The sequence below is a fragment of the Modicisalibacter tunisiensis genome, assembly GCF_020148005.1.
In the GTDB taxonomy this organism is placed as follows: domain Bacteria; phylum Pseudomonadota; class Gammaproteobacteria; order Pseudomonadales; family Halomonadaceae; genus Modicisalibacter; species Modicisalibacter tunisiensis.
This window is the reverse complement of the sequence record NZ_JAGXFD010000001.1, coordinates 2846888-2862311: the sequence shown is the minus strand read 5'-3', so window position 1 is coordinate 2862311 and position 15424 is coordinate 2846888. Positions and strand designations below refer to the sequence as shown.

Genomic DNA, 15424 nt, shown 5'->3' with positions numbered 1-15424 from the left:
AGACATGGATTTTTCGCTGCTGCTGGTGGTGGCCGTGGCCGTCACCGGACTGGTCTGGTTGCTGGATGTGGTCTGGTGGCGGCGTCGCCGTCGGGCGCGGCTGGTCGCCGCCGAGGCCGGCGAGTCGGTGACGCTCGACGACACGGCGCGCCGCAAGCTGACTCGCGAGCCCTGGCCGGTCGACTATGCCCGGTCGTTCTTTCCGGTACTGCTGATCGTGCTGCTGCTGCGCAGCTTCATCGTCGAGCCGTTCCAGATTCCCTCCGGCTCGATGCGCCCCACGCTCGAGGTGGGCGATTTCATCCTGGTCAACAAGTTCACCTACGGGCTGCGGTTGCCGGTGGCGAACACCAAGGTGCTCGATCTCGGCGAGCCCGAGCGTGGCGACGTGATGGTGTTCCGTTTCCCGGAAGACCCCTCGGTGGACTTCATCAAGCGTGTCGTGGGGCTGCCCGGCGACCGGATCCGTTACGAGGGCAAGCAGCTCTACGTCAACGGCAAGCCGGTGACCAAGGAGGTGGCGGATCGCAATCCCGAGACCGCCCCGGGCGAGGTACGCTTCAAGGAGTGGCTGGGCGAGCACGAGCACGCCATCTACAATAACCCGCGCGATCCCGGGCCGCAGATGCGCGAGGTGGTGGTGCCGCCGGGCCACTACTTCATGATGGGAGACAACCGCGACCACTCCAACGACAGCCGCTACTGGGGCTTCGTGCCGGAAGAGAACATCGTCGGCAAGGCCTTTGCCGTGTGGATGCACTGGGACGGCGGGCTTCCCAGCTTCAGTTCGGTACGCCTGATTCCATGAGCCGGCGACCGACCATTCAAGAGAATTCGAGAGCGGACGTTTCGTGAGTACCTCGCAACAAGCCTTCAGCCGCCGCATCGGTCACGACTTTCGTGACCCGGCCCTGCTGGAACTGGCCCTGACGCATCGCAGCTACGGTGGCGACAACAACGAGCGCCTGGAGTTTCTGGGCGATTCCATCGTCAACTTCGTGATCGGCGAGGCGCTCTTTCAGCGCTTTCCCCAGGCCCGCGAGGGCCAGCTGTCGCGGCTGCGGGCGCGCCTGGTCAAGGGGCTGACCCTGGCGGAGCTGGCCCGCGAGTTCGAACTCGGCGAGCAGCTCCGGCTCGGCTCGGGCGAGCTGAAGAGCGGCGGTTTCCGGCGCGAGTCGATCCTGGCCGATGCCATGGAGGCGGTGATCGGCGCCATCTACCTGGACGCCGGCATGGATGCCGTCAAGGCGCGTATCCTCGCCTGGTACGGCACGCGGCTCGAGTCGATCAACCTGCACGATACCCAGAAGGACCCCAAGACGCGGCTTCAGGAATTCCTGCAGTCCCGCCAGTCGCCGCTGCCGCGCTACGAGGTGGTGTCGGTGGAAGGCGAGGCGCATGCGCAGACCTTTACCGTCGAGTGCCACGTGGCGATGCTCGATGAACACACCCTGGGTGTCGGCTCCAGCCGCCGGCATGCCGAACAGCAGGCGGCCGAGCAGGCCTTGCACCGGCTCGAGCCGCGAGGAGGGCGCTCATGACGCAACGCTGTGGTTTCGTGGCCATCGTCGGCCGGCCCAACGTCGGCAAGTCGACCCTGATGAACCGCATCCTCGGGCAGAAGGTGTCGATCACCTCGCGTCGCCCGCAGACCACGCGTCATCAGGTGATGGGCATCAAGACCGAGGACGAGACGCAGTTCATCTACGTCGACACGCCGGGCATGCATATCCAGTCCCGGGATCGCAACAAGGCCATCAACCGCTTCATGAACCAGGCGGCGACCCAGGCCCTGCGTGATATCGACTGTGTGGTCTTCCTGGTCGATCGGACCCGCTGGACCGAGGAAGACGACGTGGTGCTCGACAAGCTGACCCATGTGCGCGCACCGGTGATCCTCGCGGTCAACAAGGTCGACTGGCTCAAGGACAAGAGCACGCTGCTGCCGTGGCTGGAGTCGCTGCAGGCCAAGCGCGAGTTCGCCGCCATCCTGCCGATCTCCGCCAAGCATGGCACCAATGTCCCCGAGCTCGAGGCCGAGGTGGCCCAGTACCTGCCCGAGGGGGTCCACTACTTCCCCGAGGACCAGATCACCGACCGCAGCCAGCGCTTCCTGGCCGCCGAACTGGTGCGCGAGAAGGTCATGCGCCAGCTCGGCGACGAGCTGCCCTACCAGATGACCGTCGAGATCGAGGAGTTCCGCGACGAGGGGCGGATCATTCACATCAGCGCGCTGATGCTGGTGGAGCGCCCGGGACAGAAGAAGATCCTGATCGGCGAGAACGGCGAGCGCATCAAGAAGATCGGCCGCGAGGCACGGCTCGAGATGGAGCGGGCCCTGGGCGCCAAGGTGATGCTCAACCTCTGGGTCAAGGTCAAGCGCGGCTGGTCGGATGATGACCGGGCCTTGAAGAGTCTGGGGTACGATCTGGACTGACGCCGACGACACCTGCCTGCGCTCGATCAATGCTGTGTTGAAGAGCGGCTCAAAATGCTCATTTACTCATTGGTAAACTCTGCGTTCTCCCCGCTCTTCGCCTTGCCTGATCGTCGCTCGGCGAGGTCTCGTCTGGCGTCAGGGAGACAGTCATGACCCCCCAGCCGGCCTACCTGCTGCACAAGCGGCCCTACCGCGAGACCAGCGCCCTGGTCGAGCTGCTGACGCTCGAGCACGGCCGGGTGCGTGCCGTGGCCCAGGGTGTGCAGCGGGCCGGCAGCAAGTCGCGGGGCCGCCTGCAGCCCTTCGCGGCGCTGCACGTCACCTGGCAGGGCGACCATGAGCTCAAGCGCCTGCGCCTGCTGGAGTCGCGTGGCTCGGTGTCGCTGCTGGCCGGCGAGGGTCTGCTGTGCGGCCTGTACGCCAATGAGCTGCTGACCCGGCTGCTGCCGCCCCTGCTGCCGGCGCCGGACGTCTTCGCCTACTACACGGCGGCACTCGACGCGCTGACCGTGCCGGCGCAGCGTGCCGGGGCCCTGCGTCGCCTGGAGATCAGCCTCCTCGAGGTCCTCGACAGTGAACCGGTGTTCCTCGATTCTGGGGATCGGGCCCTCGATCCGCAGTCCCGCTATGTCTATCTCCCCGAGCAGCGCCGCTTCGCGCCCACCGAGTCGGACCGGGGCATGGACGGGCGCGGCCTGCGGCTGCTGGCCGGGGGCGACTGGGAGCGCCCGGGGCTGGCCGGGCTCGCCAAGGCGCTGACGCGTTCCGCGCTGGATCCGCTGCTGGGCGAGCGCTCGCTGCGCTCGCGGGAACTGATGCGTGCGCTGGTGGCCCGGCGACGCGGCGAGCACCGCGAGGTGTAAGCCGCCGGCGGTAGACGCTAAGATGCCCCTCCATCTTGCGGCTTACCGAAGGAGTATCCCCATGCAGCCTCCCCGCATCCTGCTCGGCGTCAACATCGACCATGTGGCGACCCTGCGCCAGGCGCGCGGCACCCGCTACCCCGATCCGGTCCAGGCCGCGCTGCTGGCCGAGGAGGCGGGTGCCGACGGCATCACGCTGCACCTGCGCGAGGATCGCCGGCATATCCAGGAGCACGACGTGCGGCGCCTGGCCGAGGTGGTCAACACGCGCATCAACCTGGAGATGGCGGTGACCGAGGAGATGGTCGCCTTCGCCGAGCGCGTGAAGCCGGCGAACGTGTGCCTGGTCCCGGAAAAGCGCGAGGAGCTGACCACCGAGGGCGGGCTGGACGTGGTCGGCGGTCGGGCCACGATCGCCCCGGCCTGCGAACGCCTGGCCGCCGCCGGCTGTGAGGTGTCGCTGTTCATCGACCCCGACCCCGAGCAGATTCGTGCCGCCCACGAGATCGGCGCCCCGGTCATCGAGCTGCATACCGGCGCCTATGCCGAGGCCCGGGGCGAGACCGCCCGTCTCGAGCATGCGCGGGTCGCCGCCGCGGCGGAGCTGGCGCTGGAGCTGGGGCTGACGGTCAATGCGGGACATGGCCTGCATTACCACAATGTCGAGCCCATCGCCGCGATTCCCGGCATTAACGAGCTCAACATCGGCCACGCGATCATCGCCCGCGCCCTGTTCGTGGGGCTCAAGGAGGCGGTTGCCGAAATGAAGCGTCTGGTCGTCGCCGGCTACGAGGCGGGCTTCGTGGCCGCCCTGGATGGGCACGACCACGATGACCACGACTACCACTAGCTGTGTAAACCCATCAGGTTGTTCACGGAAAGGCCCCGCCGGCTGACTGGAGGGTAGTAATCCAGGCTGACCGGCCTGCCGGAGACGCTTGCCGGAAGGGGGGCCGCCCTGAAGGGAGCTTGTGGAAGGGGATTCATCCCCGACAGCGGTGTCTCGGTGGCGCGCTCATCGCGACTGAAGTCGCTCCCACGGCCAGACTGCGGATGAACAACCTGCCGAGAGACCACAACTAGCGCTCGCCGCCGTCGGGGGTGGTGACCGGGCGTGCCTGCTCGGCGCGCCAGGCGCGCAGTCGCTGCAGGGCTTCCAGCAAGGTCACGTAGATGTCCGCCACGCTGGCGAGGCCCTGGGCGCGCAGGCGCGACTCGAGGGTTTCGGCCACCAGGGCCAGCTGCGGCACGCCGCAGTAGCGACAGGCGCCATTGAGGTGGTGCACGGCATCGAGGAAGGCGCTCTCGTCGTCCAGCGCGTAGGTCCGTCGCAGTTCGGCCTCGATCTCGTCGAGGCTTTCCAGCAGGGCCGCCAGCATGCGCTCGGCCAGCGCCGGTTGCCCCCCCGCCAGGGTGATGCCGAGCTCGGTATCGACGACCGGCAGTTCGTCGTCCTCGAGCGTCGTGCCATGCCCGGATGCCACGGGCCCGAGCGACGGGGGCAGCGCCAGGTGGTCGCTCAGCACGCGGCCCAGGGCGTGCTCGTCGAGCGGCTTGGTCAGTACGGCCTGCATGCCGGAATCCAGCAGCGAGCGAGTGTCCTCGGCCCGGGCGTGGGCGGTCAGCGCGACGATCGGGCAGTGACGCCACGCGCCGCCCAGCCGTCGCAGTGCCGCCGCGGTGGCGATGCCGTCCATGCCCGGCATGCGAATGTCCATCAGGACCAGGTCGACGCGCTGCCGGCGGGCCAGGGCCAGGGCCGCCTCGCCGCTGTCGGCACAGAGCGCGCCCTCGATGCCGCGTTGGCGCAGCAGCTCGCTGACCAGCAGGCGGTTGGAGGCGACGTCGTCGACGATCATCACGCGGGGGGCCGGCGCCGTGGTCCGGGATGCTCCGGTGGCGGTCGGTGCCGGCGGATGGGCCGGGGGCGGCAGCAGCTCGTCGAGGGCGGCGGCCAGGCGTGTCCGCGTCAGCGGCTTGGTGAACCAGCGGAGCCGGTCGGTCAGGGCGGTGGCCTCCCCATCCTGCGGCTCGCCCTTGCCCAGCAGCAGCACGGGGCAGGGCAGTCGCTCCAGGCGAGCGCGGGTCTCGGCAGCGAGAGCGCTCGATCGGGCCTCGATCACCAGGTCCGTGTCCATCGGCAGGGATTCGGCCGTCACCGGCCGTTCATGCACCCTTACCTCGGCACCGGCCTGGTGCAGCAGGTGGGCGAGGGCGCGGCGGCTGGGGGTGTGCGGTTCGCGGAGTACCAGCCGCCGTCCGCTCAGGTCAAGCGCCGGGCGGCGCTCGTCAGCCGGGGTCACCACGCCCAGCGGCAGGGTCACGTGGAAGGTGGTTCCGCCCTCGGGGGTGCTGTCGGCGCGGATGTCGCCGTGCATCTGGTCGAGCAGCTTCCGGCAGATCATCAGTCCCAGGCCGGTGCCGCCGGGGTGGCTCAAGCGGGTGCTCTCGCCCTGCACGAACGGCTGGAACAGCTGGTCGCGAACCTCCTCGGCCAGGCCGATGCCGGTGTCGCTGACGCGAATGCCCAGCACGATGTCGCTGCCGTGCTCCGCCTCGACCTGGACGCGAACCAGGATCTCGCCGTGATCGGTGAACTTGACGGCATTGTGGACCAGGTTGGTGAGGATCTGGCGGATGCGCAGCGGGTCGCCCGACAGCGTCGCCGGTACGTCATCATAGACCAGGCCCAGCATCTCGAGGTCCTTGTCCTGGGCCGCGGGGGCCTGGAGGAGCAGCACCTCGTCGATGATCTCGGCGATATCGAGGCTGGTGGTATCGAGCGACAGCTTGCCGGCCTCGAGCTTGGAAAAGTCGAGGATATCGTTGACCAGTGACAGCAGGTTGTCGGCCGCCAGGGTGACATTCTCCAGCCACTCCTGCTGGCGTGCCTCCAGCGGGCTGCGCTCGAGCAGGCGACAGAAGCCGATGATGCCGTTGAGCGGCGTGCGAATCTCGTGACTGACGTTGGCGAGGAACTCCGACTTCACGCGGTTGGCGTCCTGGGCCTGCTGGCGCGCGCTCTCGAGTTCGGCGTTCTGGCGCTCGATGGTCTGCAGCGAGGCGCGCAGTTCGGTGGTGACCGGCGTGTCGCCGTGGCGGCCGGAGGCCAGGGTGTCGGCGAGCCCGTTGATGGCCCGGGAGAGCAGGGCCAGCTCGCGGGGGCCCTCGGTCGGCAGACGGGCGCGGCGGTCGCCGGCCCGCAACCGCTCGAGGACGTGGCGCTGTTCGGCGAGAGTCGCCAGAGCCCGGCGGGGGACGAGCAGGGCGGTGAGGCCCAGCATCAGCATCGCCAGGGCCAGGGCGATCGCCCAGCCGGCCAGCTGTCGGTAGCGCGGCAGGCTCAGGGCGCCATCGTGGAGCGTCACGTCCAGCCAGGCGGCGGGGGAGGCCACCCCGGGCAGCGGCACGATCACATGCGTCCGCCCGTCTCGTCGGATCAGGCTCGTCCGGGCGGGAGGCGTGCTGTCTGCCGAGCCGCTGTCGCGCCAACGGACGTCGGCCACATCCGTCAGCCGGGCCAGCCGCTCGAGCGGCGCCGCCCGGGGTGTCGGCGTCACCGTGTCACGGGCCTCGGCGAGAGCGGGCGCGAGCAGCCTGACGCCGTCCTCGATGCGGGTCACCAGCGCCTCGCGGCGCTGGCGATCGTCCGCGGCGAACTGCCAGCCGCCCAGCGCCAGCATCAGCAGCCAGGGAATGACCAGCAAGGCCAGCAGCAGGCGCAACCACAGGGTCATGGGGCGAGATTCCGAAGGCGTGTCATGGCTCGCCAGTATGCCACAGACCGTCCCCCCGCCTGTCCACCACCGGGCGGCGACGATATAATGCGGCAAGTTCTTATTCACCGTTCGGGCGCTCGCCGAATGACAGCTCGCCCCGGCGCAGAAGGAAACCGTCATGCACTTTCCCACCCTCGAGGATGTCGTCGGCAACACGCCGCTGGTCCGCCTGCAGCGTATCGGAGCCGGTCGCAACAACACGCTGCTGGCCAAGCTGGAGGGCAACAACCCGGCGGGCTCGGTCAAGGACCGTGCGGCCCTGTCGATGATTCGTGAAGCCGAGGCCCGGGGCGAGATCGCCCCGGGCGACACCCTGATCGAGGCCACCTCGGGCAACACCGGCATCGCCCTGGCGATGGCCGCCGCCATCAAGGGCTATCGCATGGTGCTGATCATGCCCGACAGCGCCTCCAGCGAGCGCAAGCAGGCCATGGCGGCCTATGGCGCGAAGCTGATCACGGTCACCGGCGAACAGGGCATGGAAGGCGCCCGCGACCTGGCCGACGAGATGGTCGCCCGGGGCGAGGGCAAGCCGCTCAACCAGTTCGCCAACCCGGACAACCCGCTGGCGCACTACCGCACCACAGGGCCGGAGCTCTGGGAGCAGACCGCCGGCGGCATCACCCATTTCGTCAGCTCGATGGGCACCACCGGCACGATCATGGGGGTATCGCGCTATCTCAAGGAGCGCAATCCGCAGATCCGGATCGTCGGCCTGCAGCCCGAGGATGGTGCCAGCATCGCCGGCATCCGCCGCTGGCCACAGGCCTACCTGCCGAGCATCTTCGAGGCCTCGCGCGTCGATGACGTGCTCGACATCGGCCAGCACGAGGCCGAGGAACACATGCGTCGTCTGGCGCGCGAGGAAGGCATCCTCGCCGGCGTTTCCTCGGGCGGCGCGCTGGCCGGCGCGCTGCGCGTCGCCGAGCAGGTCGAGAATGCGGTGATCGTGTTCATCGTCTGCGACCGGGGCGATCGCTACCTGTCCACGGGCCTGTTCGCCCCCGAGGCCTGACATGAGTCGACTGGGCGAGCGGCGCACGCCGCGCAAGGCGCGCCGGCACCGTCAGGGGCCGGCGATATCGGACGGAACCGCCGTATCCGGAGGGGCGGTGGAGATCGAGCGCCTCTCGCATGACGGCCGCGGCGTGGCGCGCGACGCGGCCGGCAAGACCCTGTTCGTCAGCGATGCCCTGCCCGGCGAGCGGGTGGCGGTGGCGGTGCATGCCTCGCGCAAGCGCTACGACGAGGCGCATGTTCGCGAGCGGCTGACCACGGCGGCAGCGCGAGTGGCACCCGCCTGCGCGGTCTACGGCCGTTGCGGCGGCTGCGACCTGCAGCACCTGGCCGTCACCGCCCAGCGCGAGCACAAGCGCGAGGTGCTGGCCGATCAGCTGCGCCGTCAGGGGGTCGCGGCACCGGAGCCCATCGAGCTGCTGGCAGGGGCCCCGCTGGGCTATCGGCGCCGGGCTCGCCTCGGCGTGCGCCGCGACCATGCCGGCGAGGTGCATCTCGGGTTCCGGGCGCGAGGCAGCCATCACCTGGTCGACGTCGATGACTGCCCGGTACTGATGCCCGAGCTGGCGTCGCTGATCGCGCCGCTGCGCGCCTTGCTGCCGACCCTGGCGGCGCCGCGGCACGTCGGCCATCTGGAACTGGTGGCCGGCGAGACGGAACGCGTCGTCGTGGTTCGCCAGCTTCGCGAGCAGGCCGAGGACGCCCGGCGCTGGGCGGCCTGGGGCGAGACCCACGGCGTGGCGGTGGCCTGGCTGGTGGGGCGCGAGCAGCCGGGCTGGCGCTGGCTCGGCAAGCCCGGAACGCTGCGCTATACCCTGAAGGGAGGGGCCCGCGACGTCACCCTGGATTTCGCGCCGGGCGATTTCCTGCAGGTCAATGCCGACGTCAACCGGCAGCTGGTGCAGCGGGCGCTGGCGTGGCTGGCACCGACGGGCGGCGAGCGCGTCCACGACCTCTTCGCCGGCATCGGCAACTTCTCGCTGCCGCTGGCGACCCGGGTCGGCGAGGTGACGGCACTGGAGGGCAGCGCCGCGATGGTGCAGCGACTGCGTGACAATGCGCTGGCCAACGGCCTGACCAATGTCACGGCACGCACCCACGACCTCGGCATCGCCCCGGACTGGCGTGACGTGCCCGACATCGTGGTGCTGGACCCGCCCCGCGAGGGTGCCGAGGCGGCCTGTGACGCCCTGGCGTCGTCGGCGGTGCCGCGCGTGCTCTACGTGGCCTGTGATCCGGCGACCCTGGCCCGCGATGCGGCACGTCTCGTGCATGGCGGCTACCGGCTGCGTCGCGCCGCCGTGGCCGACATGTTCACGCAGACGGCGCATCTCGAGTCGATGCTGCTGTTCGAACGCGCAGGATGAGCGGATGGGGCGACATCGTCGCATCGAACAATAGGAAGAGGCACCCAGACAATCATGGTCAAGGTTCGCGAAGATCAACCCCTCGACGGCGATGGACAGGTCGATATCGATCGCTGGCTGGCGCGCCTGCAGGATGACGTCACCCTGCGCGACGTGGACGAGCTCAAGTCGGCCTGCGAACTCTCCCAGCGCCTCGCCCGCGAGACGGAAAAGCCGCACAAGGCGTGGCTGGAGGACGGCTCCAGCTTCCGCACCGGACTCGAGATGGCGGATATCCTCGGCGAGCTGCGTCTCGACCAGGAGGCGCTGGAAGCCGCCGTGCTCTATCGCGCCGTTCGCGAGGGACAGATCGGCCTGGCGGCGATCGAGAAACGCTTCGGTGCCGGGGTGGCGCGGCTGATCGACGGCGTGCTCAACATGGCCGCGATCAGCCAGCAGCAGACGCCCAGCCACGGCATGTCCCAGCACAACCAGCAGGAGAACCTGCGCAAGATGCTGGTGACCATGATCGACGATGTGCGGGTGGCGCTGATCAAGATCGCCGAGCGCACCTGCGCCCTGCGTCAGGTGCGTGACGCCCCGCGTGAGAAGCAGCTCAGCGTGGCCCGCGAAGTGTTCGACATCTATGCGCCGCTGGCCCACCGGCTGGGCGTCGGTCACCTCAAGTGGGAGCTCGAGGACCTGTCGTTCCGTTACCTGCACGAGGACGACTACAAGACCATCGCCCGGCTGCTGGCCGAGAAGCGCGTGGATCGCGATCACTACATCCAGGACGTGGTGGCCACCCTCAAGCAGCTGCTCGAGCAGAATCATATCCATCGCTACGAGGTCAGCGGCCGCGCCAAGCACATCTATTCCATCTGGCGCAAGATGAAGCGCAAGCACATCGACTTCTCGCAGGTCTACGACGTGCGTGCCGTGCGCATCCTGGTGCCCGAGGTGGCCGACTGTTACACCGCGCTGGGCATCGTGCATTCGCGCTGGCATCACGTGCCCAACGAGTTCGACGACTACATCGCCAACCCCAAGAAGAACGGCTACCAGTCGCTGCACACCGCGCTCATCGGCCCCGAGAACAAGGTGCTGGAGATCCAGATTCGCACCTTCGCCATGCACGAGGAGGCCGAGCTGGGGGTCTGCGCCCACTGGCGCTACAAGGGCCACGACGTGGGCGGCAAGAGCCGCAGCTACGAGGAGAAGATCGCCTGGCTGCGCCAGGTGCTGGAGTGGCAGGACGAGGTGGGCGACCTCGGCGACCTGCGCGAGGGGCTGTCCAGCGACGTGGCGCCGGATCGCATCTACGTGTTCACCCCCGACGGGCATGTCATCGACCTGCCGCGGGTCGCCACGCCGATCGACTTCGCCTACCGCGTGCATACCGAGATCGGCCATCGCTGCCGGGGGGCCAAGGTCGACGGTCGCATCGTGCCGCTGACCTACCGCCTGAAGACCGGCCAGCAGGTCGAGATTCTCACCGCCACCCGCGGGGGCCCCAGCCGCGACTGGCTCAACCCCAGCCTGGGTTACGTCAAGACCTCCCGGGCGCGGTCCAAGATCCAGTCCTGGTTCAAGCATCAGGCCCGGGAGCAGAATCTCGAGGAGGGCCGGGCGCTGTTCGAGAAGGAGTTCCGGCGCCTCGACCTCGAGGGACTGGACCTCGCCACCCTGGCCGGCGCGGTCAACTACGGCTCGCCCGACGACATGTACGCGGCCATCGGCGCGGGCGATCTGCGCATCGGTCAGGTGCTGCACCAGGCCCAGCAGCTGTTCGGCGACACCGATGACGAGGAGCAGCTCGATCGCCTGCTGGCCAAGCCCCGGCGCTCGCCGAAGAGCCCCGGCGAGGGCATCACCGTGCTCGGCGTGGGCAATCTCAAGACCATCATGGCCAACTGCTGCCACCCGGTGCCCGGCGAACAGATCATCGGCTACATCACCCAGGGGCGCGGTGTCACCATCCACCGCCAGGACTGCCCGAACATCCTGCAGTTGCGCAGCGAGGAGCCGGGGCGCATCGTCGACGTGGAGTGGGGCGACCAGGCACGCACCCAGTACCCGGTGGACATCGAGATCGAGGCCTGGGACCGTTCCGGGCTGCTGCGCGACGTGACCCATGTGCTCAGCCACGACCGGGTCAATGTGCTCGGCGTCAACACCCGGACCAACAAGGACGACAACGTCGCGCGGCTGCACATTACCCTCGAGGTCGACGGCCTGGAGTCGCTGGGGCGGATCTTCTCGCGCATCCAGCAGCTGCCCAACGTCATCGACGTCAAGCGCCTGCGCAACGGCGCCGGCAAGGGAGGACGGCCATGAGCGCTCATCGCCATGATCTCGACGACCTGCTGACCCTGATGGCGGTGCTGCGCGATCCCGTCCAGGGCTGCCCCTGGGACGTCAAGCAGGACTGGGACTCGATCGTCCCCCACACCCTCGAGGAAGCCTACGAGGTGGCCGATGCCATCGAACGCCGGGCCTACGACGAGCTGCCCGGCGAGCTGGGCGATCTGCTGTTCCAGGTGGTCTACTACAGCCGGTTCGCCGAGGAGGAGGGACGCTTCGACTTTTACGACGTGGTCGACGCCCTGACCGCCAAGATGCTCGCCCGCCATCCACATGTCTTCCCCGAGGGTACCCTGGCCTCGCGTCGCGAGGGCGTGAGCGCGGCCGAGGTCGAGACGCGTCAGGTCAAGTCCCGCTGGGAGGCGCTGAAGGCCGACGAGCGCCGTGAACGTGATGCCGTCTCGGTGCTCGACGATGTGCCGCGCACGCTGCCGGCGCTGTCGCGCGCCGCCAAGCTGAGCAAGCGCGCCGCCCGGGTGGGCTTCGACTGGCCCGACGAGCAGGGCGTGCTGGCCAAGATCCGCGAGGAACTCGGCGAGGTCGAAGGCGCCCTGGACGCGGGCGAGACCGAGGAAGCGCGCGCGGAAGTCGGCGACCTGCTGTTTGCCGTGGTCAACCTGGCGCGGCGCTTGGGCGCCGACCCCGAGCAGGCCCTGCGCACCACCAATGCCAAGTTCGAGCGCCGCTTCCGGCATGTCGAGCGGGCGCTGGCCGCCGACGGCCGGCAGCCCGACGAGGCCTCCCTGGCGGAGATGGATCGGCACTGGGAAGAGGCCAAGCGGCGGGAACATCATCATCCCGAGGAGAGCCACAACAATGAGTGATGACCTGCACGAATCATTGCGCGACAACGTGCGCATCCTGGGCGACAGCCTGGGGCATACCATCGCCGACGACCTCGGCGACGGTTTCGTCGACAAGATCGAGGCGATCCGCGGGCTGGCCAAGCGGGGCCGCCAGGGGGAGGGCGGCTCTCAGCGCGAGCTGATCGAGTACCTGCGTGCGCTGCCCGATCAGGACCTGCTGCCGGTGACCCGGGCCTTCAACCAGTTCCTCAACCTGGCCAACATCGCCGAGCAGCATTACCGGGCCCGGTTCCGCCGCGTCGAGGACTACAAGCCGGGCTCCCAGCCGGTGCTCGGCGAGCTGTTCGAGCGCATCGGGCGCTCCGGCTACTCGCCGCGCCAGTTGATCGAGACCCTGGCCGGCATGCGCGTCGAACTGGTGCTGACCGCGCACCCCACCGAGGTCATCCGGCGTACCCTGATCCAGAAGTACGACGCCATCGACGACTGCCTGACGGCGATGGAAGGCGCGGTCGACTATCCCGAGAAGGCCACCCGGGTTCAGGGGCGTCTTCAGGAACTGATCAGCCAGGCCTGGCACACCGACGAGATTCGCCACGAGCGGCCGACGCCGGTCGACGAGGCCAAGTGGGGCTTCGCGGTGATCGAGAACTCGCTGTGGCAGGCGGTGCCCGACTTCCACCGCGATCTCGACAACCTGCTGCTGGATGCCGCCGGGGAGCGGCTGCCGCTGGATGCCTCGCCGCTGCGCTTTGCCTCGTGGATGGGTGGCGACCGTGACGGCAATCCCAACGTCACCGCCAGGGTCACCCGCGAGGTGCTGCTGCTCGGGCGCTGGATGGCCGCGGACCTGTATCTGCGCGATCTGGAACAGCTCAAGTCCGAACTGTCGATGTGGAAGGCCAACAGCGCCCTCAAGGCCGAGGTCGGCGATGAGCCCGAGCCCTATCGGGCGCTGATCCGGCGGTTGCTGGCGCGAGTCGAGGCCACTCGCGACTGGGCCAAGGCGTGTCTCGACGGGCGCAGCTTCGAGGGCGGGCCGATCATCGAAACCCGCGATCAGCTCTATGCGCCGTTGCTGACTTGCTACCGCTCGCTGTGCGACGTGGGACTGGACACCATCGCCAACGGCGCGTTGCTCGATACCCTGCGGCGGGTGGCGGTGTTCGGCGTGTCGCTGACCAAGCTGGATATTCGCCAGGAGTCCAGCCGCCACACACAGATGCTCGACGAACTGACCCGCTACCTGGGGGTTGGCGACTACCAGGCCTGGGATGAAGCGCAGCGCCAGGCGTTCCTGCTCGAGGAGCTGGCCTCGCCGCGGCCCCTGATTCCACGGCGCTGGGACTGCTCCACCGAGGCCCGCGAGGTCATCGACACCTTCCGGGTGATCGCCCGGGAACACCGCGAGGCGCTGGGCACCTACATCATCTCGATGGCCGGCCAGCCCTCCGACGTGCTGGCGGTGGCGCTGCTGATGAAGGAGGTGGGCGGCGACGTGCGCCTGCCCATCGCGCCGCTGTTCGAGACGCTCGATGACCTGGATCGCTCCGGTGCGGTGATCGACCGGTTGCTGTCATTGCCTGGCTACCGCGAGATGGCCGGCGACAGTCAGGAAGTGATGATCGGCTACTCGGATTCGGCCAAGGATGCCGGTCAGCTGGCCGCCGCCTGGGCCCAGTACCGGGCCCAGGAAACGCTGGTCGAGATATGCCGGCGTCACGGCGTCGACCTGACCCTGTTCCATGGCCGCGGCGGTACCGTGGGCCGCGGCGGCGGCCCGGCCCATGCGGCCATCCTCTCGCAGCCGCCGGGTTCGGTGAACGGCAGCCTGCGCGTCACCGAGCAGGGCGAGATGATTCGGTTCAAGTTCGGTCAGCCGGACATCGCCCTGCGCTCGATGGAGATCTACGCCTGCGCGGTGCTCGAGGCCACGCTGCTGCCGCCGCCGTCTCCCGAACCCGAGTGGCGCGAGGAGATGGACCGGCTGGCCGAGATCGCCCACGGTGCCTATGTCAGCGTGGTGCGCGAGGATCCGGATTTCGTTCCCTATTTCCGCGCCGTGACCCCGGAAGGGGCCCTGGGTCGCCTGCCCCTGGGCTCGCGGCCGGCCAAGCGGCGTTCGGAAGGCGGGGTGGAATCGCTGCGGGCGATCCCCTGGATCTTCGCCTGGACCCAGACGCGGTTGATGCTGCCGGCCTGGCTGGGTAGCGGTGAGGCCTTCGCGCGGCGTCTGGAGGAACCCGACGGGCTCGATCGGCTGCGCGAGATGCGCCATCGCTGGCCGTTCTTCGGCACCTATCTGGACATGCTGGAGATGCTGCTGGCCAAGGCCGACCTGGGCATTGCCGCCTACTACGAGCAGCGCCTGGTCGACGAGCCGGCGCTCCAGCAGCTGGGCCGCTCCCTGCGCGAGCGCCTCGAGCGCCTGCACGGCGTGCTGCTGTCGATCCTCGATCAGCAGGAGCTGCTCGAGGGCACGCCGCTGATCCGTCAGGCGATCGACGTGCGCAACCCCTACATCGACCCGCTGCACGGCCTGCAGGCCGAGTTGCTGCAGCGCAACCGGGATGCCGACGGGGCGATCAGCCCGGCGCTGTCGCGGGCGCTGATGGTGACCATGGCGGGCATCGCCGCGGGGCTGCGCAACACCGGCTGACACGACGCCGGTGAGTTCAGGCGAAAAGCGGGGCCGGGGATCAACTCCCGGCCCCACTTGCGTACGGTCGCCACCCCTTCGCCCGTGTTTGCCACGAGTGTCGGTCACCGGTGCGAGGGCTTACCCGCTTTTTATACCGTTATCTTAATG

At 68.9% G+C, this 15424-nt stretch carries 11 protein-coding genes; 10 read left to right on the top strand and 1 reads right to left on the bottom strand.

Features of this window, described 5'->3' with window-relative positions:
* Window positions 1-4: 4 nt before the first annotated feature.
* From lepB to pdxJ, 5 genes are all read left to right on the top strand, one after another.
* The gene (gene lepB / locus KGQ91_RS13440; protein ID WP_224414756.1) at window positions 5-808 is read left to right on the top strand and encodes a signal peptidase I; all 804 of its coding nucleotides are present in this window, start codon (window positions 5-7) and stop codon (window positions 806-808) included.
* A gap of 43 nt (window positions 809-851) precedes the next feature.
* A complete protein-coding gene (gene rnc / locus KGQ91_RS13435; RefSeq protein ID WP_224414757.1) occupies window positions 852-1541 on the top strand; it encodes a ribonuclease III in 690 nt (229 codons plus the stop codon).
* On the top strand, window positions 1538-2437 hold the full coding sequence (era, locus tag KGQ91_RS13430; protein WP_224414758.1) for a GTPase Era: 900 nt from the start codon (window positions 1538-1540) through the stop codon (window positions 2435-2437). Before rnc ends, era begins: the two co-directional genes overlap by 4 nt.
* 152 nt (window positions 2438-2589) lie before the next feature.
* The gene (gene recO / locus KGQ91_RS13425; RefSeq protein ID WP_224421184.1) at window positions 2590-3303 is read left to right on the top strand and encodes a DNA repair protein RecO; all 714 of its coding nucleotides are present in this window, start codon (window positions 2590-2592) and stop codon (window positions 3301-3303) included.
* A gap of 61 nt (window positions 3304-3364) precedes the next feature.
* Window positions 3365-4153 carry a pyridoxine 5'-phosphate synthase gene (gene pdxJ / locus KGQ91_RS13420; protein WP_224421183.1) on the top strand — a complete coding sequence of 263 codons (789 nt, stop codon included), beginning with the start codon at window positions 3365-3367 and terminating at the stop codon, window positions 4151-4153.
* Between the two features lie 229 nt (window positions 4154-4382).
* Here pdxJ and KGQ91_RS13415 read toward each other — a convergent pair whose 3' ends face one another.
* Window positions 4383-7040 (bottom strand): ATP-binding protein, encoded by a 2658-nt coding sequence (locus tag KGQ91_RS13415; protein ID WP_224421182.1) that lies wholly within the window; start codon window positions 7038-7040, stop codon window positions 4383-4385.
* Window positions 7041-7200: 160 nt separating this feature from the next.
* Between KGQ91_RS13415 and cysM the strand changes: the two genes are divergently transcribed.
* From cysM to ppc, 5 genes are read left to right on the top strand one after another with little or no spacing between them, the layout of a single operon-like run.
* Window positions 7201-8097 carry a cysteine synthase CysM gene (cysM, locus tag KGQ91_RS13410; RefSeq protein ID WP_224421181.1) on the top strand — a complete coding sequence of 299 codons (897 nt, stop codon included), beginning with the start codon at window positions 7201-7203 and terminating at the stop codon, window positions 8095-8097.
* 1 nt (window position 8098) lies between these two features.
* The gene (locus KGQ91_RS13405; RefSeq protein WP_224421180.1) at window positions 8099-9466 is read left to right on the top strand and encodes a TRAM domain-containing protein; all 1368 of its coding nucleotides are present in this window, start codon (window positions 8099-8101) and stop codon (window positions 9464-9466) included.
* A 54-nt stretch (window positions 9467-9520) separates the two neighbouring features.
* Window positions 9521-11782: a GTP diphosphokinase gene (gene relA, locus KGQ91_RS13400; RefSeq protein WP_224421179.1), complete on the top strand. Its 2262-nt coding sequence runs from the start codon at window positions 9521-9523 to the stop codon at window positions 11780-11782.
* Window positions 11779-12633, top strand: a complete 855-nt coding sequence (mazG, locus tag KGQ91_RS13395) for a nucleoside triphosphate pyrophosphohydrolase (protein WP_163650131.1) — start codon at window positions 11779-11781, stop codon at window positions 12631-12633. The genes relA and mazG overlap by 4 nt, the downstream gene beginning before the upstream one ends.
* Window positions 12626-15274, top strand: coding sequence for a phosphoenolpyruvate carboxylase (gene ppc / locus KGQ91_RS13390; RefSeq protein WP_224421178.1), 2649 nt, complete (start codon window positions 12626-12628; stop codon window positions 15272-15274). Before mazG ends, ppc begins: the two co-directional genes overlap by 8 nt.
* The last annotated feature ends 150 nt before the right edge of the window (window positions 15275-15424 follow it).

Bases quoted from the DNA above. Each gene is read 5' to 3' on its own strand.
- ppc (WP_224421178.1), top strand. From the start codon at position 12,626: ATGAGTGATGACCTGCACGAATCATTGCGCGACAACGTGCGCATCCTG.
- relA (WP_224421179.1), top strand. From the start codon at position 9,521: ATGGTCAAGGTTCGCGAAGATCAACCCCTCGACGGCGATGGACAGGTC.
- cysM (WP_224421181.1), top strand. From the start codon at position 7,201: ATGCACTTTCCCACCCTCGAGGATGTCGTCGGCAACACGCCGCTGGTC.
- lepB (WP_224414756.1), top strand. From the start codon at position 5: ATGGATTTTTCGCTGCTGCTGGTGGTGGCCGTGGCCGTCACCGGACTG.
- recO (WP_224421184.1), top strand. From the start codon at position 2,590: ATGACCCCCCAGCCGGCCTACCTGCTGCACAAGCGGCCCTACCGCGAG.
- KGQ91_RS13415 (WP_224421182.1), bottom strand. From the start codon at position 7,040: ATGACCCTGTGGTTGCGCCTGCTGCTGGCCTTGCTGGTCATTCCCTGG.
- mazG (WP_163650131.1), top strand. From the start codon at position 11,779: ATGAGCGCTCATCGCCATGATCTCGACGACCTGCTGACCCTGATGGCG.
- pdxJ (WP_224421183.1), top strand. From the start codon at position 3,365: ATGCAGCCTCCCCGCATCCTGCTCGGCGTCAACATCGACCATGTGGCG.
- era (WP_224414758.1), top strand. From the start codon at position 1,538: ATGACGCAACGCTGTGGTTTCGTGGCCATCGTCGGCCGGCCCAACGTC.
- KGQ91_RS13405 (WP_224421180.1), top strand. From the start codon at position 8,099: ATGAGTCGACTGGGCGAGCGGCGCACGCCGCGCAAGGCGCGCCGGCAC.